Annotated in this window: 20 protein-coding genes and 2 tRNA genes; 8 read left to right on the top strand and 14 right to left on the bottom strand. The window is 39.1% G+C overall.

Annotated features, from left to right (window positions below):
• Window positions 1-94: IS3 family transposase (locus ACN6NE_RS14220; protein WP_157842248.1), on the top strand; the 94-nt coding region annotated here is incomplete at its 5' end.
• A 50-nt stretch (window positions 95-144) separates the two neighbouring features.
• Here the strand turns inward: ACN6NE_RS14220 and ACN6NE_RS14215 are convergent.
• Window positions 145-492: a DUF1516 family protein gene (locus tag ACN6NE_RS14215; RefSeq protein ID WP_025749931.1), complete on the bottom strand. Its 348-nt coding sequence runs from the start codon at window positions 490-492 to the stop codon at window positions 145-147.
• Window positions 493-570: 78 nt separating this feature from the next.
• The gene (locus tag ACN6NE_RS14210) at window positions 571-1743 is read right to left on the bottom strand and encodes a DUF418 domain-containing protein (protein WP_474325713.1); all 1173 of its coding nucleotides are present in this window, start codon (window positions 1741-1743) and stop codon (window positions 571-573) included.
• Window positions 1744-1941: 198 nt separating this feature from the next.
• Between ACN6NE_RS14210 and ACN6NE_RS14205 the strand changes: the two genes are divergently transcribed.
• From ACN6NE_RS14205 to ACN6NE_RS14180, 6 genes are all read left to right on the top strand, one after another.
• Window positions 1942-2163, top strand: coding sequence for a spore germination protein (locus tag ACN6NE_RS14205; RefSeq protein ID WP_013055358.1), 222 nt, complete (start codon window positions 1942-1944; stop codon window positions 2161-2163).
• Between the two features lie 30 nt (window positions 2164-2193).
• Complete coding sequence (locus ACN6NE_RS14200; protein ID WP_205654898.1) at window positions 2194-2469, top strand: spore germination protein GerPB; 276 nt, start codon at window positions 2194-2196, stop codon at window positions 2467-2469.
• Between the two features lie 89 nt (window positions 2470-2558).
• Window positions 2559-3275, top strand: coding sequence for a spore germination protein GerPC (gene gerPC / locus ACN6NE_RS14195; RefSeq protein WP_129706173.1), 717 nt, complete (start codon window positions 2559-2561; stop codon window positions 3273-3275).
• On the top strand, window positions 3272-3448 hold the full coding sequence (locus tag ACN6NE_RS14190; RefSeq protein ID WP_013055355.1) for a hypothetical protein: 177 nt from the start codon (window positions 3272-3274) through the stop codon (window positions 3446-3448). The genes gerPC and ACN6NE_RS14190 overlap by 4 nt, the downstream gene beginning before the upstream one ends.
• A 12-nt stretch (window positions 3449-3460) precedes the next feature.
• Window positions 3461-3892: a spore germination protein GerPE gene (locus tag ACN6NE_RS14185; RefSeq protein WP_013055354.1), complete on the top strand. Its 432-nt coding sequence runs from the start codon at window positions 3461-3463 to the stop codon at window positions 3890-3892.
• A 59-nt stretch (window positions 3893-3951) separates the two neighbouring features.
• Window positions 3952-4170: a spore germination protein gene (locus ACN6NE_RS14180; RefSeq protein WP_013055353.1), complete on the top strand. Its 219-nt coding sequence runs from the start codon at window positions 3952-3954 to the stop codon at window positions 4168-4170.
• Between the two features lie 46 nt (window positions 4171-4216).
• Here the strand turns inward: ACN6NE_RS14180 and ACN6NE_RS14175 are convergent, their stop codons facing one another.
• From ACN6NE_RS14175 to ACN6NE_RS14140, 8 genes are all read right to left on the bottom strand, one after another.
• Window positions 4217-4522, bottom strand: a complete 306-nt coding sequence (locus ACN6NE_RS14175) for an HNH endonuclease (protein WP_474325709.1) — start codon at window positions 4520-4522, stop codon at window positions 4217-4219.
• Between the two features lie 14 nt (window positions 4523-4536).
• Window positions 4537-7929: an SbcC/MukB-like Walker B domain-containing protein gene (locus ACN6NE_RS14170; protein ID WP_474325707.1), complete on the bottom strand. Its 3393-nt coding sequence runs from the start codon at window positions 7927-7929 to the stop codon at window positions 4537-4539.
• Window positions 7926-9110, bottom strand: coding sequence for an exonuclease SbcCD subunit D (locus ACN6NE_RS14165; RefSeq protein ID WP_474325705.1), 1185 nt, complete (start codon window positions 9108-9110; stop codon window positions 7926-7928). The genes ACN6NE_RS14170 and ACN6NE_RS14165 overlap by 4 nt, the downstream gene beginning before the upstream one ends.
• 53 nt (window positions 9111-9163) lie before the next feature.
• The gene (addA, locus tag ACN6NE_RS14160) at window positions 9164-12901 is read right to left on the bottom strand and encodes a helicase-exonuclease AddAB subunit AddA (protein ID WP_474325704.1); all 3738 of its coding nucleotides are present in this window, start codon (window positions 12899-12901) and stop codon (window positions 9164-9166) included.
• The gene (gene addB / locus ACN6NE_RS14155) at window positions 12894-16394 is read right to left on the bottom strand and encodes a helicase-exonuclease AddAB subunit AddB (RefSeq protein WP_474325702.1); all 3501 of its coding nucleotides are present in this window, start codon (window positions 16392-16394) and stop codon (window positions 12894-12896) included. The genes addA and addB overlap by 8 nt, the downstream gene beginning before the upstream one ends.
• Window positions 16395-16654: 260 nt before the next feature.
• On the bottom strand, window positions 16655-17395 hold the full coding sequence (gene fabG, locus ACN6NE_RS14150; RefSeq protein ID WP_013055347.1) for a 3-oxoacyl-ACP reductase FabG: 741 nt from the start codon (window positions 17393-17395) through the stop codon (window positions 16655-16657).
• Window positions 17396-17975: 580 nt separating this feature from the next.
• Window positions 17976-18593 (bottom strand): TVP38/TMEM64 family protein, encoded by a 618-nt coding sequence (locus ACN6NE_RS14145; RefSeq protein ID WP_013081701.1) that lies wholly within the window; start codon window positions 18591-18593, stop codon window positions 17976-17978.
• A gap of 167 nt (window positions 18594-18760) precedes the next feature.
• Entirely contained in the window at window positions 18761-20740 is a 1980-nt protein-coding gene (locus tag ACN6NE_RS14140; protein ID WP_474325700.1) for a S9 family peptidase, read from the bottom strand.
• A gap of 176 nt (window positions 20741-20916) precedes the next feature.
• Between ACN6NE_RS14140 and ACN6NE_RS14135 the strand changes: the two genes are divergently transcribed.
• Window positions 20917-21153, top strand: coding sequence for an IDEAL domain-containing protein (locus tag ACN6NE_RS14135; RefSeq protein ID WP_129706162.1), 237 nt, complete (start codon window positions 20917-20919; stop codon window positions 21151-21153).
• A 195-nt stretch (window positions 21154-21348) separates the two neighbouring features.
• On the opposite strand, the gene aceA is transcribed toward ACN6NE_RS14135, so the two are convergent.
• The 4 genes from aceA to ACN6NE_RS14115 form a co-directional block, all read right to left on the bottom strand.
• Window positions 21349-22632, bottom strand: a complete 1284-nt coding sequence (gene aceA / locus ACN6NE_RS14130) for an isocitrate lyase (protein WP_014461647.1) — start codon at window positions 22630-22632, stop codon at window positions 21349-21351.
• Between the two features lie 392 nt (window positions 22633-23024).
• Window positions 23025-24284 carry a M48 family metallopeptidase gene (locus tag ACN6NE_RS14125; RefSeq protein ID WP_474325698.1) on the bottom strand — a complete coding sequence of 420 codons (1260 nt, stop codon included), beginning with the start codon at window positions 24282-24284 and terminating at the stop codon, window positions 23025-23027.
• 209 nt (window positions 24285-24493) lie between these two features.
• A tRNA-Glu gene (locus tag ACN6NE_RS14120) sits at window positions 24494-24565 on the bottom strand.
• A gap of 4 nt (window positions 24566-24569) precedes the next feature.
• A tRNA-Asn gene (locus tag ACN6NE_RS14115) sits at window positions 24570-24644 on the bottom strand.
• Window positions 24645-24693 lie beyond the last annotated feature (49 nt).

Genomic DNA, 24693 nt, shown 5'->3' with positions numbered 1-24693 from the left:
GTATATTGTTTATTACAACCACAAACGAATAAAAGTAAAATTAAAAGGATTGACCCCTGTAGAATACAGAATTCAATCCTCATTCGCTGCTTAGATAAAGGGTCTAACTTTTCGGGTTCAGTTCAATCCAAGATAGCTTTTTTCTTATCCTAGTACAACATATCCGTAATAGAATACTAAGATAAGCGCAATTACAAGAACTGCCCAAGCAACGCCTGTACGCTTTCCTTTTTCAGTACGAACAAGTACCATTTCCATTCCCACAAGCACTAACACTCCGGCAATTCCTTTAATGAGCGCTGCGCCTTGAAAATGATACCAAGCTGCTAACATATGCAGACCTGATACTAATACTAATAAGTATAGGAGTCTCGCCACCATATGTAGGATTTTTTGACCTTTAGCTTTACCTGCTCGATGTAAAATCAACGAAACCACAAACGAGATAATCAATAATGTCCAAAGCGTTACATGAATATGTAGTGGAGCCATTCATCTCACGTCCTTTCTGAAAATATCATATCATGAAAACCTTTCCTTCACCAATAATAAAAGGAAGGAAAAGGATTTTTAGCGACTGCGTCCATAAGTAGCATATCGAATGAGTTTTTCAAGCGGACCATCTGAAAATAGACTCATCCATATCCAGCTTCCCAGCAGTTGAATAAAAATGATAATCCCCGCAATAGCCAAACCTTCTACAATTGAAATATGTCCGTAGTATCCTAACCCATATGAGTAAAAAAGAAATGTACATACAATGGACTGGACAATATAATTAGTTAAAATCATTCTCCCCAAAAGGGCAAATGGCTGCATGACTTTTTGAATAGATACACTTCGCATAGCTAATGTGACCAATGTTACAATAAAAATGGCTCCTGCCGTTCCTCCGATTGTATCGTGAATATAAGATGTCGCTACATTGTGATCTAAAACATACGGCAATACAGATGATGCTGCATACACGATGAATGAAATAAGACAAAGCCACTTTGTCTCCACTATATATTCTTCTATTTCTTCGAACCACTCGCTTTTTGCCATAAAACCGCCTAATAAAAACAGTGGAAATAGCGATAAAAACAGAAAAGGAACCGTATTTAAATTATAGGCGTAGTACCAATCAAGCAAGCGCTGATGAAAGATTGACGCAAAACTTCCGTGTCCATATGCTTGAAGCGCTTGGTCAATAATAGGCTGGTGAATTCCCGCTGCTGTATCTCCTTCATTAGCAAAAGCGGCTACTGTTAAAATAACAATCATAATCGCAGCGTAAATACTAAATATTCCGGTTCCCCACGCTAATAATACTTCTTTCTTTGCTTCTTGAAAAAATAGCATGATCAAAGCAAAGAAGCTGTACATCACAATCATATCACCGTGCCAAATAAATAAAGCATGAATAGCCCCAACGGCGAGCAAAGCCGTCATTCTTCGCACATAAAAAGGAGTAAAACTTACTTGCCTTTCGTACGTACGCTGGAACATTTTCATAAAACCAAATCCAAACAAAATAGCGAGCAGCGCGTACCCTGTCTGCCCTACAACTACATCAACTAATTCATTAGCAACATAATTCATTCTTGAACCGTCCAACAAATTATGGTCGTAATAGGAAGCAGGTGAATAAAAATTCGGCATGTTCATGAGCAAAATACCGATAAGCGCGATTCCTTTTAACACATCTGCTGCCTCAATACGCTGTTCTTTATCAGCTGCATTCATTTTGAAACGTTTCATTCTTTCACACCTTACATGATTTCATTATTGCTTTCACATTATATCGAACGCAAAAGTTTTTCTTCAATGTTTACTATTTCCATTCCTCTTTTTAATGTTTTGCTTCCCCTCTGCATATAGATAAGGAAAAAGCAGTAAGCACCTTTTTGTCTAGGCTTCATATGCTGTTACTAGACTAAACTAAAAGGGTGTTTGCCTATGCCTGCCATTGTTGGTGTTGTTAATCTTAACAGTGTTGGTTCAGCCAGCGTCTTTCATATTGGAGATGTTTATACAATAGCCCCTATTTCCACTGCTAAAACATTTGCTGGCGCAGGTTCGTTTAATACAGGTGACGGATTATATGTTGTGAATCAGCAGAGCTCAACCAATACGTCAGACAATGATGTAAATGACCAAAATGTTGCTGGAAATCTATAATAGAAATGAAGCTCATATAGGAGGATGCTTATGAACTTTTACGTGAATCAAAGTATCTGTATTCAAAGTATGAAAATCAGTGCCGTAAGTAACTCTTCAGTACTTCAAATTGGAAGCGTAGGTGTTATTAAACCGAACTCAAATCTCTTTAATACAGGAGGATTTACAGGCGCTGCACCTACTGAAACAAAAAAAGGAATTCTTGGATCTGTTTCTCCTTCTACCTTTACTCCCGGGACCGGTACAGGAACTGCGCCAGCTCCTTTTTCACAGTCGTTAACTCCCCCAGTTCGAGACAACGACTGACATGTTAAAGCCTTCAGCGCCATATGTATATATATAACTATTTTCTTTATCAGAAGATAAGGGAATCGAGGTGATTGAAGGTGGATAACATGGACTATATTCAGCAGGTACATCAGTATGTTCAGCAAATGTCTTCGTATATTCAGCAGCAAGAAGGACGCATTGCTCAACTTGAAAAAAACGTACAAGAACTTCAAAAAAAAATAAAAGATTTAGGTGAACAGCCACCTATTAAAATTGATAAAATTGAATATAAATTTGAACAGTTAAAAATCGATTCTTTAGACGGAACATTAAATATTGGATTAAACCCTCTTACACCTGATAATTTAGAAGATATCATTATTAATGAGAAACCAGAAGTAACATTTTCGCAAGGAGCTCAGCAACAAGGGCAGCCGCCTCAAGGTGAGCAGCCGGGACAACCCGGAGGTCCTGGACCGCAAAATCCTAGCTTAAAACCGTTGAACCGCCAGCTAGAAAAACAGTGGGTCTCTGATATTCACGAAGCGATTTTAAATGAGCTTAATCAATATGGATTTTCGATGGTTCAACATGTGCTTGATGAGCGCTCAATGATGATTGATGAATCGTACTACGAGTTTATTTTAGAAGATATTAAAAAGCAGCTGCAGCAGCGGATTACTTTTTATATACAGCAAGTTCAGCCGGAAGAAATGGAACGAAATTTTGAACAAATCAAACCTCAGATTATCGGTAAACTTTATGAAGATATGAAAAAAGGAATTGACGCATTTTTAACGTATTTACCTGAATCTTTAAAGAAAGGTGGACCCCCTTCATGAACTTTAACGTTGTAAACCGAGAATTGCTTGTTGGAGACGTTAGTATTACAGGCGTATCTTCTTCCTCTCTTTTTTTAATTGGTGATGCAAATTACATCTCTCTATCCTCAACATTTGATACGCCGGCTGAATCTTTGATTATCGGCCCTTATGTTCCACTATCGTTATCATAAAGGAGCTTATGTATGCTTTCACGCACATCTTCCGTTAATTATATAGAAATTAATTCATTGTCGGCGAGCTCCTTTTGCCAAATCGGTGATTCAACCGAAATTCACTTGCTTAATAAAGCTTTAGCTGACCGGAGACAATATCCGTTTTTCTACGGCAGAGAAGGAAACTTTGATGATTACGCTATCTTTAATGAGCCTATTCCTCATGGTGATTACGAACCTATTCCGGTTCAAACATGGAATGAAATACCTTTGATCCGTGTTAACAGAATTGATATAAAGGGATGCTCATTCTCATCAGTTATTCATGTTGGCTCAACGTGCAATGTTTATGCAGAAGCTCGCATTAAGCATATTCGTGAACTGATCAACGATGAACCTTCAAAAGAAGCTGAAGCAGGAACATCAAGTAGTGCTTCTTCACAAGCTAGCAGCAGTGAGTGAACCTTTTAAAAAGCTGCTCATATACTAAATTAATATCACGAAAAAAGGGTGTGAATCTCATGCCAGCAATAATTGGACCCGTTAGTATCACGAGCGTCGGAGGCGGTGTCGTAACGTTTGGAGATACGTTTTATGTTTCTCCAAAAAGTGCTGCTAAAACAGCGTCAGGCTCTGGTTCTTTAAATACAGGTAACTTTGTTAATACAAATAACGGCATTTCAGGAACAAATACGTTAGATCCAGATTTATTCGATCAAAATATAGCAGCAAATGCTTAAAAAAACCCCTTATCTTTGCTATTAAAGCAGATAAGGGGTTTTTTATTCACTTGGATTTTCGGCTGTTTGATTTCTTGGTTTTAGGTAATTTAGAAGAAGGCTGTTTACGAATCCATTTAATAAAAGAGCTAATTTTAGAATCAGCTTGTAATAAAGAAATCGTACTAAGACGAATGGCTAATTCATCATTTGTGTATAATGCATGAATTTGTTTATGACACGGAATACATAAGTTTGCCGTTGGTTCAAACGCTCCGCCCATTTCCTTTGGCGTTAAATGATGTACGGTCGTCAAGACATCCTGCCTTCCGCATAATTCGCATGTTCCTATCCGCCTGTCTTTTTTCTTCATATAGATTTCCTTCCCTATAAAGTTTCTACTCTTACACTAGTTCCTTTGCCAGATGGCTCGGATGGCTCAACAATCAAACGTTTTGGCAGACGAGCGCGAAGTTCTTGAACGTGACTGATGACTCCAATTGATAAATTATTTGATTGAAGCTTTTCAAGCGCTGTAACAACGGTATCAAGAAGCTCTCCATCAAGTGTTCCAAATCCTTCATCTAAAAAGAAAAACTGCAGTGGATATTCTCCTCTTAGCTGAATTTGTGCAGACAATGAAAGGGCTAAAGCCAGCGAAGTTAAAAACGTCTCTCCACCAGATAAAGTTGAAACCGGACGTTTTACACCTCCATTTGCATCATCTCTCATAATAAAGCCGCCTTGGGAATCAACTTCAATCGCATAGCGCTGACGTGTTAATATACCCAGACGCTCCGAAGCATCTCGGCTAACGGACATCAGCTGTTCTTCAGCAATATATTCCACGAAAGCATTTCCTTTAAATACTGTTTGAAGCTTTTGATACTGTTCAAATAACGCTTGTTTTTCTTCACGTTCTTGTTCAAGCACTAAAAATCGCTCATGTCGTTCTTTGACGCTTTTTAACGTTTGCTCAGCTGCTCCCTTGAGCTGAACGGCTTCTTTCACAGCCGCTTTTATATCATGAAGCAGCTGCTGAGTTTCTTCAAATTGCTGCTCTTCTAAGGACTGGTGATTCAGCTGGATATTTAACTGTTCAATTGATGACTTCATCTGTTTTATGTTGTCCCAATAAGCCTGAACAGTTTCATCCAACAATTTCATCTCCTCATGTGATAACAAAGCTTGCTGAACTTCTTTTCCTTCGCTGAATAAAGAATTCCCTATAGCTTCTTCCCATTTTTCAGCTGCTTTTTTATACTGCATATGAGCTGTTTCTAGAGATTCGCTCGCTGCTTTTTCATCCATCTGCAGCGTTTGATACGCTTTTTGAACAGTCTGCCAATGTTGATATGCCTGCTGTTCATTCGTCTCTAACTCCGCAAGTAAAAGAACTGTTTTTTGCAGCGCCTGTTCAATATCTTCTTGCTCTGTAAGCGTACGCAAGCGTTCAATTTGCGAGTGAACAAGAGATTGTTTATGAGCCAGCATTGCTTTTAATTCTGTAAATTCTTTTTCGCCCGCATATTTCTCTTCTTTTAGACGTTCGATTTTCTTTTGCTGATTTTCAAAAAATACGCTGCTTTTTTCAATTCGAGCCTTTATTGTCTGCTCTTCTTTTTCTCTTTCAGTCAGCCTTTCATTAATTTTTTCCATCTCTTCAAATACAAAGGAAGGATAGTCTTGTTGAAAAGCTTCTTTTCCTGCTTGTAGCGCCTGTTTTTGCTGATTTACTTTTCCTTCTAATTCAGCTTGTTCTTTTTGATAATGAGCAAGCTCTAATTCAATCTTTTCAAGACTTTGCTGGACCTTTTGTACCTGCCCGAGAATTGCCTGCTGTTTTTCACTTACCTGCAAATAATCCTGCTCAAGAGATTTGATTTCAACTTCTATTTTCTTAGCATAATGGCCAAAGGCATCTGTATCCATTTCTCCTAAAGCAGGAACTTCGCCAGCTTCGTTCATAAACTCAGCTAACTCAGGTATTTTTTCAACAAGAGGTTTAGCTAGCTGTTCAAGCTGCATTTTGAGCGACGAATAGCTAAATCGCTGTTCACGCAATTGATTGACTTGATCTTCGAACTGATCAGCTGATTCAGTTGTGATGTCATCTTCTTGTTGGTGTAACACGGGGTTAGGGTGATGCTCAGAGCCACAAACTGGACAAGGCTCTCCTTGGGTCAGCTGCTCAGCTAATTGATGAGCCAGACGGCGTGACCATTCTTTTTCTTTGCGTCTTTTTAGATCGCTCATTAAACCATCTGCTTGTTGAAAAAGCTGCTGAAACTCTTTTTCCCGCTCACATACAGTGTGATACAAGCCTTGAATATCTGAAAATAACCCTTTACTTTGTTCTATTGTTTGCTGATATCTCTCTTGGTGTGTTTGTTTTTGTGTGTGCAAATGCTTAAGCTGTTCGGCTTTTTCTTTATACGTTTTTTGACCTTCATCTAGGTTTTTTTTATCGTTATTCCATACTTGATAACGGTAAAATGCTTGCTGAACAGCCTGCCGATAATCGGGTTGAATCTCCACTTTTGTTAATGCTTCTTTTAACTCTTTTTGAAGAGTCAAGCCTTGCTGATACCGCTTATCTGCTTCCATTAATTCATCATTTTTCGCTTGAAGTGCCTGCTGCTTTTGCTGAAGAGAAACTTCCGCTTCTTTTATTTCTTGCTGTCCTTCTTTAATTTGTTTTTGAAGATCAGAAGCTTGTTGAAGCTGTTCTTTTTGAACAACTAATTTGGGCTGCTGTTCATTTTTTTGTAAGCGAGCCTGCTCATATAAACTATTCGATCGCTTATATTCCTCACTTTTTTGAACAATTTGTGCTTTTAATTTTTCTACTTTATCTTCGTAAAGCTTCTGCTGTTTTTCAGCTTGTTCAAATGTTTCTAAATAAGGAAAAAGACGTTCTGCCTGCTGAGCTTTCGTCAGCACATCTTGCTTTTGTTTAATCTCCTCTTCCTGCTTAGAAGCATGCACTAGTTTTTCTTCTATCAGTGCTTTTTCCTGCTGCGCTTTCCAAAGAGACGCCTGCTGATCGTATCTCTCCTGCAAATCAGACGCTTCTTTTTCTCGTTTTTCCAAAAGTACAATGCTATCACTTACAAGCTGCTCGGCTTCCGTTACTTTCTCTGTTGAAGCTTCACCTAATCCCGTTTGTTCTGCCGTGATTTTATCTAGGTCTGTCTTTAGCTGCTGAACTTGATAGCGTATTTTCTTACTAAGCTGATCTCCGTACTGTTCGAGATTAAAAAGACGCTGAAGCATTTGACGACGCTCTGTCCCTTTTAACGATAAAAACTCCGCAAATTTTCCTTGTGGTAATACAACGGCTCTTGTAAAATCATCAATTGTTAAACCAAGAAGCTCTTGTACCTGCTGGTTTACATCATTTGTTTTATCTGCTAATACGTACGTTTCATCTTCGATTTCAATCAATCGACTTGAAGCTGATTTTACACGCAGCTCATCCGTCCGTTTAAAGCTTCGTTCAACAGTATAGCGTTTTTTATGACTAGCGTTTTCCAGCTCGAACGTAAATGATACTTTCAGTTCATTTTCCCCGTGATTTAAAATGCCTTGTGTATTATTGGCTGCACGCTCTACTTTTCCGTATAAAGCTAGTGTAATGGCATCCAAAATGGAGGATTTCCCGCTTCCTGTAGGACCAAATATTCCGAAAACACCACCTGAACACAGCGCTTCAAAATCGACAGTTTGTTTTTCTCTAAAACTGTGAAGCCCCGAAACGGTCAAGTTAATAGGTTTCATTTTTCATCCTCCTTTTCCGATACTTCTTCATCGTTAATCAAGGTTAAAAACAGTTTGACTAATTCAGTATCAGGTGCCCCTCCGCCGGTTTGCCTGCTGTAGAACTTTGTAAACAGTTCTTCGATCGGCACTTCGCGCTGTGAACGTGTTTCAAGTGCTAGTTCTTCTGCTTTGAATACCGGACGAATATGAATAAAGCCTGGATGAAGCTTGCGAAGGCGATGGATTTCTTCTAGTGACAGTGCATCTTCTACGTGAACTTCTAAATCAACCCATGCCTGCGTATCTTTTTGCTCATCAAGCCATGTATATACTTCTGACAATCCGTTTTTCGCTTTCCAACGTGTCAAAGGCTTTCCGCTAGATAATGGAATTTCAGTCATCTCAATCTCTTTTCCTGGCTTAGCGTCTAAAATGGTAACGGACTTTGCATAGCCTGACTCTGAAAAACTATAAGCAAGAGGTGAACCGGAATATCTTGCAAGGGTGCTGGCGCGATTGATCATTTGCGGGCGATGCAAATGTCCTAATGCTACATATTGAGCGTTAGCAGGTAAACTAGTTGCCGCCACCGTATAAGCTCCTCCTACTTCAATTGGACGTTCTGAGTCCGTTGAACTTCCGCCTGCTACGTAAATATGACTCATGGCAATATTAACGGTATCTGTTGTGAACTGCTCACTCATTTTATCGAAAATACCTTTTACTCTGGCATCATATGAGTTTCGAAGAGCCAGCTCATCATTTTCTTCCGCTAACAGTTCCTTTAACCTTGATTCAGACGGGTAAGGAAGAGCCGCAACCTTTAACATTTCATCTGATGTAGGAATGTGAATGCTTTCTACATCGGTAGTGGGCAAACCAAGAAGCGTAATATTTTGATGAACAGCTAATGGAGAAGCCGCCGACAGCCGATCTGGGTTATCATGATTACCTGCAATAACAATAATCGGACGTTTTCCATTGTTGCTCAACCTAGACATACTTTCGTAAAAAAGCTGCTCTGCTGCTGCTGGAGGGTTAACCGTATCAAAGGCATCTCCCGCCATGAGAATCGCATCTATCTTTTCTTCTTCCACAATGTCTGCCAGTTCATCTAAAAACTGTGCTTGCTCACCCAGGCGGCTTCGACCTTCTAACGTTCGCCCCAAATGCCAATCCGCTGTATGTAATAAACGCATGTTACTCTCTCCTTATTGTTGAAAAAGAAGAAGACTAGCGCCTTCTTCTTTTTTTATATTTCAACAGCATGTCCACCATCTAAAAAGTACAGATAGCGATGCTGCACAGGTTGTTTTACAATCCGCTCAATGGCCTTTGCGTAAAGCTCTAACTGAATGCGGTATCTGTCAATTAGAAATGGTTTTGCCCGTTCAAAATCCCCTTGAAAACGATCCGAAATATTATCCGTTTTAAAATCAAGTAAAACGAGGCCTTCTTCCGTTTCATACAAACAATCAATAATACCCTGCACTAAAATTGTTTCGTCTTCCTGCTCCCAGTGATCATAGATTTCTTTAGCGGAGACACCTAAACTAAAAGGCATCTCTCTATAAACCGTGCGAGCCGTTCGAATACCTTGTGCAATGTCACTGTCTAAAAAGTCTGCTACATCATTTGCATCAACAGCATCCGCTTGTTCTTGCGTCAATAATTCTTTGGTAACCATTGATTGAATAAAGTCTTGAACCATTTCAAGGGTATAAGCTTTATTTAATGGAAGCTGCTGCATAACGGCATGTGTAGCTGTTCCTCTTTCAGCTCCTGTGAGAGATTTCTCTTGAAGAAACAGCGGACGATTTTCAAGAGGCGCTTTAGATCCCCGAACGAGATCGTCGCTTCCACCTGCATCCGTCAGCTGCTGCTGCCTTTTTAGTTCAGAAACAGATTGCTTCGAACGATGAACGGAAGCTACACGATAATCATAAGACCAATTTAAGCGTCTATACACTTCGTCTTTATAATCGCTCGATTCTGAAACTGGCTCATGCTTTTGAAGAGCGTTTAAAAGCTCTTCATGATGCTGCTGCTCTTCAAGAGGCTGTTCGGCTAAATCACCTGCTAATAACGTTGAAAGTTTCCAGCTTGAAGCATGCTGATGAATCATCTCAGCCGGCTGGACCTCTCCTTCAACCATATGACTAACATTTTGGTGACGAATTAAAGAAGGTCCAATCCAGTCTAAATAACATTTTGCATCTCTTCTCACGTGAGCTGGAAGCGTCCAATCTTCATGTGCCATAACGGAGCTCCATTGTCTGAGCTTTTCTGGTGCGTCTTTTACTGTTCCAACTAAAATAAGTTTTTCTTTCGCACGCGTCAAAGCTACGTATAATACCCGCATTTCCTCTGCCATGCTTTCTTTTTTCATTTTTTTCTTCATGGTCTGCTGAAGAAGAGTAGGGTACGTAATACGCAGTTTTGGATCAATATATTTAGATCCAAAACCTAGTTCTTTATCGAGTAAATATGCTTTATTCAAGTCCATTAAGTTAAACTGACGAGCAAGACCAGCTACAAAAACAACAGGAAACTCAAGACCTTTACTGCTGTGGATCGTCATCAAACGCACCACATCTTCTTGTTCTCCCAGTGCTCGAGCAGCTCCTAAATCGTTCCCTCGGTCCTGCATGCGTTCAATAAAGCGTAAAAATCGAAACAGACCTCTAAATGAAGTTGCCTCGTACTGGCGAGCGCGATCGTAAAGAGCACGTAAATTGGCTTGACGCTGTTTCCCGCCAGGAAGTCCGCCAACAAATTCAAAGAAACCCGTATCGCGGTAAATTTGCCATACTAGTTCTGACAAAGAGCTTTGTCTAGCTTGTGTTCTCCATGCTTTTAACTGCTCATAGAAATACTTTACTTTATCGCGAAGTTCTTCATCATCTGAAACCGCTAAGTACGTTTTTAACGCATCGTAATACGTTCCTTTCTTTTGCTCTGCTCTCAGTGTAGCTAACTCTTCATCTGAAAGCCCTACTACCGGCGAGCGAAGAACAGAAGCTAACGGAATGTCTTGATGCGGGTTATCTACTACTTTTAATAAAGACATCATAATCATCACTTCAGTAGCATCAAAATAGCCTGTTGATAAATCGGCATAAATCGGCACGCCTTCTTGCTTAAATTCATCCATAATCTGCGCAGCCCAAGGCATGGAACGAAGCAAAATAACAAAGTCACGATACGTCACGTTTCTCATGATATCGAGCTTGCGATCATATATTTGAAAACGGTCTTGAACCAGTTCTTTGATTTTGCGCGCCATTGCTCTTGCCTCTAACTGAGCCGTTTCAAGCTCTGCTTCTGAAAAAGCGACGAGAGAAGAATCCGATTCTTCTTCCGATCCTTCTTCTGCATTTTCTTTTGTAATTAGCAGAAGCTCCGTTTCCATTCCTTCCACTTTTGGATACGATGCTCCTAATTTTAAAGAAGCATCATCGTCATATGCAATTTCTCCTACTTCTTCATCCATCAGCTGGTTAAAAATAAAGTTTGTAGCATCAAGCACTTGAGAACGACTGCGGAAGTTTTTATTCAAATCGATACGTTTTCCGAACTGGCGACCATCTTGTGTAAAGCGCTTGTACTTTGTTAAAAACAAAAATGGCTCCGCTAAACGAAAGCGGTAAATGGATTGTTTTACATCTCCAACCATAAATAAATTCCCTTGTTCTTCACTATCTCTCGTCACTAATTTAATCAGTGTTTCTTGAACCATATTTGTATCTTGATATTCGTCAACAAGCACCTCTTCAAACTGAGTGCGATATTTTTGGGCAATGGACGAAGGCTTAAGCACTCCATCTTCTTTTACACTCAAGATTTGCAGGCAATAATGTTCTAAATCAGAAAAGTCCACTAACCCTTTCTCTTTTTTCATGTGTTCATATCGTTCACCGAAGCGCTGAACTAAAAAGATTAGCGTTTCAATAACGGGCTTCATTTTCTCAAAATCAGCCATGTAGCCGTGCAAAGGCCTAGAAAACAAATCAGCATGAAGTTTTTCAAGACTTGTTTTAGCTTTTTTGCGAAGCTCTCCGAAATCGTCTAAAAGCTGCGAGTCGTATGCTTCTCCTTTACATGGCTTTAAACGAGTAAAATTCAAATTCTGCATTTCCTCATGCAAATCAGCAAAAGAATGCTTAGAAGCGCTGAGCAGCCGATGAATTTGAGCCAGGTCTTCCTCTGCATTAACGGCGCGAGGAGCAGGCCCTCCTGGCAGCTTTGTTAACTCCAAGCCCTGTTTTAAAATCGACTCAATGCCCATCAGCTGCGTTGTTACTTCTTGTAAAAGAAAAGATAGAAACGGAAGTGAATCAATAGAAGAGTCTTCTGTCACATCATATTGACTCACAATCATTTCAAGCCAGCCGTTTGGGTCAGGGTTAGATCTTGCAAAGTCATACAGCTTTCTTACCATAAGCTGAATATCTAAGTCATTTCTGTCACTTGTATAACGATCAATTAAATCAAAGAATCGCTCGTTCTGTTCAATACTGTACTGTTCTTCAAACAATTCTTCTAATACTTCTTCACGCAGAAGATCCGCTTCCGTATCATCTGCAATCCTAAAACCAGGGTCTACATCGATCAAATAATAATACGTTCGAATGACTTCTAAACAGAAAGAATGGAGCGTAGAAATCGACGCACGGTTTAATAAATTAAGCTGTCTGCGCAGGTGCAAAGAAGATGGATTCTTTTTTAACTCTTTTTCCAATGCTTCTCCAATTCGATTTCTCATTTCGGCTGCAGAAGCATTTGTAAACGTAGCAACGAGTAATCTATCAACATCGATTGGCTCATCACCCATCGTAATCTTTTTAATAATACGTTCAACTAAAACCGCTGTTTTTCCTGAGCCAGCCGCCGCGGCTACTAATATATCTTGACCGGATGAAACAATGGCGTTCCACTGATCATCCGTCCACTGGGAGTCGGCCGGTTTTACGTGTATATCTTCACTCATCTCGTTTGGCCTCCTCTCGAATTTTATCTAAAATAACACTTTGACTCTCTATACTAAGCTGACGATATTCGTTGTTTTCCATTGATTCATCGAACTGACAAATTGAGCGGTATTCACAAAACGCACATGGTGTTTTATCTTTTAGTTTATAAGGCGAAATATCAATTTTCCCATTTGTAATCTCTGTACCTGCCTCCACAAATTTACCTCGCACATACTGACGGAGATGTGTAAAATCTTCTTCGCTCGCAACCGAAGAATTGGAATAAAAGCCCCCTGTCTTTTTAATGCCAGCTGATATAACCTGTGAGTGCCCTGATTCTAACGTTTCGTCCATTAACCTTACTGCTTCCTCGTCTCCTACAAGCAGTCCTTTCATTTTAAACTTCTTGAAGATTTCAGCTTCAATTTGATCAGGCTGTAATGCTTTAGTACTGTTGATCATTGGATTATGAACGTGGAAATAAAGAACGCCAGCAGGCAATGCTCCTCTATTATCATGAAGAAGCTGTTCAGCATACGTCACGACTATGTCTAAATAAGCTAAAATTTGAAGAGATAAACCGTAGTACACTTCCACTAAGTTTAATGCTTTATCGCTTGATTTATAGTCCACAATACGCAGTAAAAGTCCTTTTGAGCTTTCCGCTTTATCTACCCTGTCAATTCGGCCAACGAGTTCCATCGTATGGCCATTTGGCAGGGTGAACTGCATAGAAGGCAGCTCTGCACTAGGTCCAAACCCTAATTCCAATCCAACAGGAACAAAGCCGCTCATCTTAGCGTGCTCACTTAACACAAGCGACGCACGTTCAATAATTTGCTGCAGCTTATGTGTTAAATAGTGGTGGCGATTCGAGCTCAATAAAATCTCATTTTGCAAGCGCGGAGCAAGTTCATGCACCGCAGCCGTAGAAAGCTGCTGACAGTCTTTTCTCGTTAAGTTCTTCCATTCTTTTTGACCGCCGCGAAGCTCGTCTGAAATCATCTTCAATGCCGCGTGAAATAACTCGCCTATGTCAGGAGCCGCTAATTTGAAAACTTTTCGTTCTTTAAGCTTGAGCCCGTGAGAAGCAAAATGAGCATATGGACAGGCTTCAAATTTTTCCATTCTCGATACGCTTGCTTGAATATGCTTTCCATACAGACGCTGACTCGTTTTCTTTGTTAACCGTTTTGCTTCATTTTGATAAAATAAGCTGCTTAGTACTTTCTCACTGTATGAGTTCCAATCTGGATTTTTCACATAAAAATTATATACATCCCACCAAGCGGAACTCATCGGATAATGGCGTTTCCATCCTTGCAGCTGGCTGGCTAAATGCGCAATGCTCGTTAAGGGATTTGTTATATAATCAACTTGCTTTTCTTCTTCTAAATCCGTAGGTTCCGTCATTAACAGCTTTTCCTGCAGCAGCGGAAATAGCTCTTTTACTCGATTAATAACAAGTGAAGGCAGCAGGGTCTTTCCTTCCTCATTGGCAAGAGGATACGAAACATAAAGTTTTTCAGAAGAGCTGGAAAGTGCTAAATAAATGAGAAATTGTTCGTCAAACAGCTTTTGTCTTCCAGTTGGCGCGAGTAATAAACCTGATTCAAGCAGCTGCTCTCTCTCCTTCTCAGATAACAGGCCATCGCTTTTTGGTTTTGCTGGAATCACACCGTCATTTACACCTAATACAAAGCTTGCTTTGATATCGGATAAACGCGAACGCTCAAAACTTGCCACAACTACTTGATCCAGTGCAGGCGGAACAAGCGCAAACTGCATGCTGTCAAGCCCTGTCTCAAATAGATCTGCGAACAAAGAAATCGATACTTTCTCTTCTTCCATCATTTCAACAAACTGATCAAATAAGTGAAGAATTGCTTTCCACACCTGCTCGTGCTCTCTTGCTTCTTGAAGCTTTCCTTCTTCTTCACATCGATTGCGCAGCGCTTCTATCTTTTGTGGAATATCTAGATTCGTTAAAAAACGATAGAGCGCTTCTGCTTTTTCTTTTCCTATTTTCGCTTGTTTTAATTTTTGCTGAAGCGAGTAAATAGGAGGGACAATCATATTTTTTAATTCATTTATTTTTTGTTCAAAAACAAGCTCTTCGTCCGTTTTCCCAAGATTCATGTCTTCAAGCGAACGATATTTTCTGTAGGTAAATGGTTCCTTGCTCGTCCACTTAGATCCTTGAATACCATAAGCAAGTACATAATTTTCTAATTCATCCATCTCTTCGCGAAGCTGGTGCACATCAGATGATAAAGGAAATAAAAGATCTGTTTTCACTGCTCGAAAGATGGTTTCATATCGCCATGACCCGCTTACCACCTCTAAGACTGAGCGAATAAATTCAACGAGTGGATGGTGAAACATCGCTCGCTTTTGGTCAATAAAGTACGGAATTTCATAATCTCGAAAAATAGTTTGAAGCAAGTCATGATAATCCTCTGCATTTCTAACAATCAAGGCAATATCACGATAGCGATAGCCGTGATCGCGCACAAGTGACAGCACTTCTCTTGCAATCCCTTCAACTTCTGCTCTTCGGCTAACAGCCGGCAGCAGCTGAATGTGCTCGGGCTCTGACTGAAATTCCGGCGTTGGCCGTTCATCATAATATCGTTCTAAATAGGCAAGCTCTGGACTGTTTTGATGCCTTTTTTGTTCGTTAAATACGATTGGCTCTTGAATCTCTATCCCGTTTTCAGCCGCCAGGCCAATTATTTCTTGGTACGTTTCGCTCGTTAAGCGAAACAAGTGCAAGTCATTTGGAATAAAATCTTGATATGAATAATCAGAGGTCACCGCTATTTTTACTTCTCTACAAACTTTCATCAGCTCTACTAATACGGTTAATTCTTGAGGAGTATAGTGATGAAATCCATCTACATAAATCGTTGCTTGAGCAAGGTAGGCAGAAGACGCTACTTTTTCACTCAGCAGCTTCAAATAATCTTCTCCATCTACATATTTCGTCATCAGCTGTTTTTCTAATTCTCCGTAAATGAGATGTAAATCATGTAATTTATCAGCAAGGACTTTCTCATCTTCTGCTTGCAGCTTTTTCTTCATCTCTTCGAGAGACGGGGCATCTACTGTGTACTGTTTAAATTCTTTAACCATTTTTTCTAGTTCTTCAATAAACCCTGCTTGTTCTGAAGAATTCGCAAACAGTCGAAGCTCTTCTTTTTGATGTTCGATAATTTTTTTAAGCATCATATGAATACCTGTTTGATCCACATGATAGCGGCTAATACCTCCCACTTCTTGCAGGATACGCCATGCAAGACGTGTAAAACTATAAACTTGAGCACGCATCATGCCTTCTAACCCAGGTGTTTGAACAAGCGCATACTCCGACTGAAATGTCATCTGTTCAGGTACAATATAAATAAGTGGATGCCCAAGCGGAGCATTTAACAGCTCTTGGCGCATGCTATTTAAAAGATATTCCGTTTTCCCGCTTCCTGAACGTCCTAATAAAAACTGTAGCCCCACGTTTTCACCCCTTCATTTTTTCTCTATGTTTTCATTTGTTTAAGTGCAAAATGGATAAACGCCACGTAAACACGTGACGCAGTCGTCAAAATTTTATAGTGATAATCATCTAAATCTCGCTATCTCTCTCCTTATTATTTTACTGAACTTGCAGACAAAATTCCACTTTGCCGATATGTGAAATGCTGGATGCAACAAAAAAACTTTTCAGTAGTCAAAAGACCACTGAAAAGTTTAGAAAAGCGAGTTATTTTCTACCTTTACATCATGATTCCACCATCTACATGAAGTGTTGTACCATTAATATAGTTGGACTCATCAGATGCTAAATACAGATACGCATAACCAATGTCAGAAGGCTGACCTAATCTTTGTAAAGGAATAGTGGATTTCATTTGATCAATGATTTTGTCTGGCATCGCCTTCACCATATCCGTCTCAATAAACCCGGGAGCTACAGCGTTTACATTAATTCCTTTTCGTCCCAGCTCTTTAGCCCATGTTTTTGTCATTCCTACTACGCCTGCCTTTGTCGCCGCATAGTTTGTTTGACCAACATTTCCATATACGCCAGATACCGAAGATGTGCTAATAATTTTCCCTTTACCTTGAGCAATCATATGCGGTACCACTGCTTGTGTACAGTGAAAAACGCCTGTAAGGTTTACGTTGATTACTGCTTGAAAATTTTCAACTGATAATTTGGTTAGCATTCCATCTCTGGTGATACCTGCATTGTTAATTAAAATATCTATTTTAGAGTAGCGTTTCACTACTTCTTCTACCATTGCATCTACACTGTCTCGATCCGCTACGTTCACTTGAAAAAATGCTACATCTCCGCCTTCTTCTTTTAGCTGAGCTGCTCGTTCTTCTCCCGTTTTTGCATCGTAGTCAACCATAGCGACCTTTGCACCCTCTTGTGCGAATATTCGAGAAGCTTCGAACCCTAATCCATTTGCTGCACCCGTAATAATTGCCACCTTATCTTTTAATCTCATGTCACCCGCGCTATAAGACGCTTACTAACAACGATTAATCAGCAAGTCGCTTGAATCTTAGTAGCGCATTCCCCTCCTCAAAACGACGCCAAGCACGTCTTAATGATCATCCGGTGCTTTTCTAGTAATGATCCCTCTACTTACATCTTAGTAGTCAAGCTCAAAAATCATTCATATAATTTTTAAGAAAACGTTTTGAAATACATGAGGTGATAATACATGTTGAGAAAAAACATGTATATCTCTAGAAAACAAAGGGTTCATTACTTAGGTGCAACTAGGAATAGACGTCTAATTTATTCCCAGTTTTTTCTTTTATTTTAGCATATTTTTCATAATTGATAAACAAAAAACTTGTTCATTACTGGACAGATACTCTGTATGTGCATTGTTCTGCCAACCGAATAAACAGACAAATAACTTCTTTAAGAAAAATTTTAAGATCCTTTCAAAAATGCTGTTGTATCCCTATAAGAAAAGGCTTTTCTATAGTTTACAATACCCCTTTTGGCTGTATGTATAACAAAAGACTGCCTATTAAAAAGCAGTCTTTCATCACTATTTGTTATATATAAACAAACTATTTGTCATACTGTTTCACTTTAGATTTTTCATTTAATCTTCGTTCAATTTGTTTTCCAACAAGCCATAGAACAAAAATAATGACTAAAACAAGTACTGCTTTTAGAGGCTGTTTCACAAATGAAACAAAATCGGCCCCAATAAAGCTCATCATAAATATCATCACCATTTTACCGGCTAATACAGCAAGCATAAACTGAGCCATACTAACACGTGATAGTCCTGCTACCACATTAATTGCCGAAGACGGGGTAAAAGGGAAACAAAGCATAATAAACAGCGGTCCGAACCCATGTCTTTCTACCCAAATCATAATCTTTCGAATTTGCGCATGCCGGCTGATGAAATGTAAAAACCTCGCCTGTCCATATTTTCTAAAAATCAAAAAGACAAGCAGTGATCCAACGCAGCTGCCAACCCATGAAATTAAAAAACCTAACCATAAGCCAAAAGCGGCAGCATTGGCCATTACAAACGCAAAAAGCGGCAAGATGGGGATAAACGCTTCTAAAATAGGCAACAGCAGCCCTGGAATGATTCCAAATGATTGATATTGTTTTAATAACTCGAGGACGCCGTCTAATGTCAAATAATGCTTTAATGTTTCAAAATCCATCGAATGTTCTCCTTATTTAAACAACTGTGCTACTTTTCACTTATTGTACTACTTTCCTTTACCAAACAAAAGTTTTACAGCGTTTTACCTTACCTTTCCTGTCCTTTTACGTTTGCCATACAGCCTTTATTTACACAAACATATTTGGTTGAACAGTCATGCACTTTTTACTGAGACTGTTTTAAATAACGTTTAAACCAGCTTGTTAAATATTTTAGTCTCGCCGTTCGTAAATTAGGCTTACCGCTTCTAGAAAGTTCATGATTAGACTGAGGAAAACGAATAAATTCTACTTCTTTACCTTTTCTTTTCAGTGCCACATAAAGCTGTTCAGCTTGTTCAATTGGACATCTATAATCCTGTTCGCTATGCAAGATTAACAGCGGTGTTTTAACGTTCTCCGCTAAACGAAGCGGCGAGTGGTTCCAAAGTTTTTCCGGATTTTCATAAATATCAGCTTTTAATTCCCATTCGGTAAAATAATAGCCAATATCACTAACGCCGTAAAAACTTGTCCAATTTGAAATAGACCGTTGCGTCACCGCTGCTTTAAACCGATTTGTACTTCCTACAATCCAGTTTGTCATAAACCCTCCGTAGCTTCCTCCTGTTACGCCAAGCTTATCTTCATTAATATAAGAGTAGCGCTTAACTGCTTCGTCGGTTACTGCCATCAAGTCCGTATAATCCATGCCTCCGTAATCCCCTCGAACCGCATCTGTAAATGCTTGACCATATCCTCTGCCGCCTCTTGGATTAGAAAAGAGGATATTGAACCCTTTTGATGCAAGCACTTGGAATTCAAGCATAAATGTATGACCATACATAAGATGCGGACCTCCATGGATTTCTAAAATGGTTGGAGATTCATCATTGGTAGCAGCAGCTTTCACTACCCAACTGTGGATATGTATATCGTCCGTAGAAGTCGCGTAAAAAGATTCTGCTTCTGTGAGCTGCACATGCTTTAAAAATGAGTCATTAACGTTTGTCAGCTTCACTAATTCCTCTGTTTTTAAATTTAGAGAATAAAGATCTCCGGGATGTGTAAATGTACTGATTGCCACGATAGCTTCCTCACAATTGGGAAGAACAGATACCCCATATACGTGAGCATTATCCACAAGTACAGGGTCTAGCTTTCCATTCACATTTCCTTTATATATGCCTACAGAACCCTTTTCACTTACGACAAAATAAAATTCTTCATTACTGCCCCACATAATTCCCGCTGCGGTTCTGCCAAAGTGAAAATCTCCTGCTACCATATCTCCTACTTCTAAATCTATGCCAGCAGTGATACAAGCTGTTTTTTGATTAGAGATCTGATAAATGTATATGTCATTCATTGAAGCTGATCCGTATGTACGTTCATTTCCAATGTATGCTATGTATGACCCATCCGGTGACCACGAAACTTGATGAAAATATCCTGTTTCTCCTGTAATAGATGTTACTTTTTTAGTATCACGATGCAAAATAAACACGTCCATAGTTAACGATAAATCCGGATTCTCTCCTCGGCTGCTGCAAAATACAATTGAGTTTGCATCAGGGGCCCAGCATCCTACAGAGTGATGATAAGGTCCACCGGTTACAAACGTCACTTCTTTATTTTTAAGTTTAACAACAGCAACGTGAGTATATTCACCTTTTAAATAACCGCTAACATCGGATTTATACAGTAAACGTTCCACTTCATATGGCTGGGGATGTTCATGATTTTGTTCAACTCTTACAGCTTTTTCTTCCATTTTTGTGGAAAACATAATTTCGTCACTATAAGGAGACCACACCGGATTACTAACGCCTTTTTCAAGATCTGTGAGTGCTTCTGCTTCCCCGCCTGTCGCTGCTAATAAGTGGAGCTGAACGGCTTGACTGCGATCGGATAAAAAAGCAATCCACTTGCCGTCAGGGGACCAGGCGGGAGAATGATTATTTCCTTTATAATACGTTAATTGCTTTGTTTTTTTCGTTTCAAGATCTAACATAAACAGCTGCGTTTCATACGCGTTCTCTATTTTCTTCGTTTCTCGGACCGTATAAACTACACTTTTTCCATCTGGAGAAATCTGAGGATTATAAACAGACTTCAATTCATACAAATCCTCTATCGTTACCGTACGCTTTTTTAAATGATTCAATTTCTTCGCCCCCAAGCATTCATTTTTAAATCAAATAGTCAATCGATAAAAACGAAAGTAGCGTTTCCCTCTTACTTTATCATTTCTAAAAATAAAAATCTAAAAATTTAGAAAATTAGTTGTTTTTTCTTCTTTTAATCTATATAATAATAAAAAGGGTGCAGAGGTGATGAGGTATGAACAATGAAAAATCGTACACGGAAATGATGAAGTCCCTCGCTCGCAAGAAAAAAGTAATTGATACTGTGAGTATGTTGGATGTTTATATCGAAATGGTAATTGATGAATCGCTTTTTAAGCGTCAAAAAGAACTGTTAGAAACAAACATTAACACGGCATTAGATCTACGTGATGAAATTGCTTTTTATAAGCTATCAGCACAGTACCAATCCCTACTTCAAACATCTACTTAATATTTTAAGAACTTAATTCATGTTAATGATTTATATGTACGTTTAACAGGCAGATACTTTCTTCTCAGGAAGAACAGCTGTCTGTTAAATCGTGTTTACTACATAAAAAAAGATTCTTACATCTGTAAGAATCTTTTTTGTTAGGATTTTTCCTATGAGTGGAAGTAACCAACCGTTCCACTCATAGATTTCTTGTTATTTATGTGCCTGAAACTGCTCTTCTTCCGTTGAACCTTTTAAAGCTGTTGTAGAGGAAGTCCCACCAGAAACTACTTGCGCCACTTCATCAAAATAACCCGTTCCTACTTCACGCTGATGTCTAGTAGCAGTATATCCATTTATTTCACTAGCAAACTCTCTTTCTTGTAACTCTGAATAAGCTGCCATTCCTCTTGTTTTATATCCTCGTGCCAGCTCAAACATGCTGTGATTTAAAGCGTGGAAGCCAGCAAGCGTAACGAATTGGAATTTGTAGCCCATTTTTGCGATTTCTCTTTGGAATTTTTCAATCGTTTTCTTATCTAATTTTTTCTTCCAGTTGAAAGATGGTGAACAGTTATAAGCAAGCATTTTACCTGGGAATTTTTCATGAATAGCATCTGCAAATTTTTGTGCTTGTTCCAAGTTTGGTTCAGACGTCTCACACCATACTAGATCAGCATATGGCGCATATGCTAAGCCACGAGCAATAGCTTGATCGATTCCGGCTCTCGTGCGATAAAAACCTTCAGCGGTGCGTTCACCTGTAATAAACTGGCGATCTACAGGATCAACATCACTTGTAATTAAATCAGCAGCATCAGCATCGGTACGAGCAATCAGAAGTGTTGGAACACCCATTACATCAGCAGCTAAACGAGCAGCAATCAAATTTTTCACAGCGGTTTGAGTTGGAAGCAATACCTTGCCGCCGAGATGACCACACTTTTTCTCAGAGGATAATTGATCTTCAAAGTGTACGGCAGATGCTCCCGACTCAATCATTCCTTTCATGAGTTCAAATACGTTTAACTGTCCTCCAAACCCTGCTTCTGCATCTGCTACAATTGGAGCAAAGTAATCGATATCCCCTTCTCCTTCTAAATGCTGAATTTGATCGGCACGCTGCAGCGCTTGATTGATTCGTTTCACAACATGCGGCACGCTGTTTGCCGGGTATAAACTTTGATCAGGATACATATTTCCTGAAAGATTTGCATCTGCAGCTACTTGCCATCCGCTTAAGTAAATTGCTTTTAACCCTGCTTTTACCTGTTGTACTGCTTGATTCCCTGTTAAAGCTCCTAAGGCATGAACGTATGGCTCTGTTTTTAATAAGTTCCAGAACTTTTCGGCTCCTCTTCTAGCAAGCGTATGTTCAATATCAATGGACCCTCTTAGCCCAATGACTTTTTCTGCAGAATATGGACGTTCAATTCCTTTCCAACGCTCATCGCTTTTCCAATTCTCTTCAAGGTTTTTTACACGAATGTCTTTCATTCTTTATACCCCCTAATGAATTTAAAATTCTATATTCATAAAAATATAAAACGCAGCAGTTAGAATATGTCTGTTTCATGATGAAGTAAATTAGCAGTTTGCCATAATATTAGCAAAAACGTAGATGAAATAAGTAAGTAGTTGAAGGACATGTAGTAAGACTTAGCTGAGGTGAATATACGCTGAGAATTTAGACTGCTATCTTTTCAATCACAAATAACTATTCCTCCCTATTGTTATAAAACAGTTTTTATTTTACATACGTTATTATATAACAGTACTTTCGAAAATGAAACCTCCTTTTAGAATTTTTTTCCTACTCGCAAGGAGGCTTTTCTATTAATACCTACGTATAAAAGGCTTCATATATCCTTTACTTTTTCTTATATCACTTATTCATTTCTTTCATACTTCTCAACAAATGAAATTCTTTCTAGTATTGTTGGGTGACCATATCGGAAAATCTTCACTAAATACGGCGGATTTACCTGAGACAGTCCTGATTTCGTTAAGTCCTGAAACGTTTTAATAGCAGCTTGCTTATCTCCTGTTAGGTCCATAGCGTACGTGTCAGATTGAAGTTCATGATGACGCGACTGCATATTTGTTAACGGACTCACAGCAAATGTAAGAACAGAAAAAATAAGTAGAATAAGCGGTAAAGAATTTAAATCACTAATAGAAGTAATTTTTAATGCTTTTCTCCATCTCTTAATCACAAAGCGAGCTAAGTACTTCGTTAGCCATAAGCCTACGATCGATAAAACTAATGCTGAAGCAATCCCCACATAAATATGTTTCTTTACATAATGACCCATTTCATGCGCCATGATAAACAAAATTTCACGTTCTGTTAATTTATTAAGAGTAGTATCCCATAACACAATTCTTGAATTAGAACCTATTCCCGTCACATATGCATTGAGAGAGTTCGTTTTTTCAGACATGTTTACTTCATATACATGCTTAGCAGGTATATGAGCTTCGTCTGCTAAATGTAAAATTTTCGTCTCCAGCTCTTTATTCTTTAATGGATAAAAATCGTTATATAACGGATCGATAACCACTGGTTGAATAAACGTCAAAAATAGCGTAAATGGAATAGATACTAGCCACGCATACAGCCACCATCTTTTTGAAAACTTACGAATGAATGCATATAACACAGCAATCACCAAAAACATGGTGGCATAGTTCACCCAAAAATCTGTAAAAAGATCCTTCATCCATCCTCGGAAAGGTTGCGTCGTAATATGGTAAGCCTTTGAAAGCTTATAGCTAATCCAGTCCATAGGAAAAGAATAGATCAGCAGCAGAACGGATAACCAAAATACATAAATAGCAGTTTGGAGAAGACTGAAACGGCTGACATCTTTAGACCACTTATTAACTTTCTTAGACACACCTAACACTAAAATTAAAATAAACCCTAGCCATTCATATGGAATTCGAATAAAAAAGAGTGCATCTCTAATTTTTGAATATTTTTCGGTCAACATAAGTTCTCGTGCATTCATAAAAGTAGCCGGGTCTACGCTGGTGCCTTTTAATGATTGTGGAATAGAGGTATCGCTTATATAGAATAAATACACCCAAATACACGCTCCATACACAAGAAAAACTCCGATGGACCACCAAACAATTTTTTTCACGCATTCCCCTCCTTTTGTACAAACAGTATGCCGTTATTACTATTGTAGGTTTTTTTTCGAAATTTAGAACAAGCGTTTATAGATGTGCTATAAGAAATGCAATTTGGGGAGAAGAAATCATAGAAAAACGAAAAATAGAGTTTAGACAAAAGAATAAACTCTGTTTACAAACAAAAAAAGCAGTTTGCATATGCAAACTGCTTTTAAGATGACCCGTACGGGATTCGAACCCGTGTTACCGCCGTGAAAGGGCGGTGTCTTAACCGCTTGACCAACGGGCCAGTATGGCTCCACAGGTAGGACTCGAACCTACGACCGATCGGTTAACAGCCGATAGCTCTACCACTGAGCTACTGTGGAATATGGTGGGCCTAAGTGGACTCGAACCACCGACCTCACGCTTATCAGG

It is taken from the genome of Priestia sp. 53B2, assembly GCF_056099005.1.
The sequence above is the reverse complement of the archived record's forward strand: the minus strand, read 5'-3'. Positions and strand labels throughout refer to the sequence as shown.

Excerpts from the sequence above, each read along its gene's own strand:
- ACN6NE_RS14180 (WP_013055353.1), top strand. The coding sequence starts at position 3,952 with ATGCCAGCAATAATTGGACCCGTTAGTATCACGAGCGTCGGAGGCGGT.
- ACN6NE_RS14165 (WP_474325705.1), bottom strand. The coding sequence starts at position 9,110 with ATGCGTTTATTACATACAGCGGATTGGCATTTGGGGCGAACGTTAGAA.
- gerPC (WP_129706173.1), top strand. The coding sequence starts at position 2,559 with ATGGACTATATTCAGCAGGTACATCAGTATGTTCAGCAAATGTCTTCG.
- ACN6NE_RS14205 (WP_013055358.1), top strand. The coding sequence starts at position 1,942 with ATGCCTGCCATTGTTGGTGTTGTTAATCTTAACAGTGTTGGTTCAGCC.
- fabG (WP_013055347.1), bottom strand. The coding sequence starts at position 17,395 with ATGAGATTAAAAGATAAGGTGGCAATTATTACGGGTGCAGCAAATGGA.
- ACN6NE_RS14190 (WP_013055355.1), top strand. The coding sequence starts at position 3,272 with ATGAACTTTAACGTTGTAAACCGAGAATTGCTTGTTGGAGACGTTAGT.
- ACN6NE_RS14135 (WP_129706162.1), top strand. The coding sequence starts at position 20,917 with ATGAACAATGAAAAATCGTACACGGAAATGATGAAGTCCCTCGCTCGC.
- ACN6NE_RS14215 (WP_025749931.1), bottom strand. The coding sequence starts at position 492 with ATGGCTCCACTACATATTCATGTAACGCTTTGGACATTATTGATTATC.
- aceA (WP_014461647.1), bottom strand. The coding sequence starts at position 22,632 with ATGAAAGACATTCGTGTAAAAAACCTTGAAGAGAATTGGAAAAGCGAT.
- ACN6NE_RS14200 (WP_205654898.1), top strand. The coding sequence starts at position 2,194 with ATGAACTTTTACGTGAATCAAAGTATCTGTATTCAAAGTATGAAAATC.
- ACN6NE_RS14170 (WP_474325707.1), bottom strand. The coding sequence starts at position 7,929 with ATGAAACCTATTAACTTGACCGTTTCGGGGCTTCACAGTTTTAGAGAA.
- ACN6NE_RS14145 (WP_013081701.1), bottom strand. The coding sequence starts at position 18,593 with ATGGATTTTGAAACATTAAAGCATTATTTGACATTAGACGGCGTCCTC.
- ACN6NE_RS14185 (WP_013055354.1), top strand. The coding sequence starts at position 3,461 with ATGCTTTCACGCACATCTTCCGTTAATTATATAGAAATTAATTCATTG.
- addA (WP_474325704.1), bottom strand. The coding sequence starts at position 12,901 with ATGAGTGAAGATATACACGTAAAACCGGCCGACTCCCAGTGGACGGAT.
- ACN6NE_RS14210 (WP_474325713.1), bottom strand. The coding sequence starts at position 1,743 with ATGAAACGTTTCAAAATGAATGCAGCTGATAAAGAACAGCGTATTGAG.
- ACN6NE_RS14175 (WP_474325709.1), bottom strand. The coding sequence starts at position 4,522 with ATGAAGAAAAAAGACAGGCGGATAGGAACATGCGAATTATGCGGAAGG.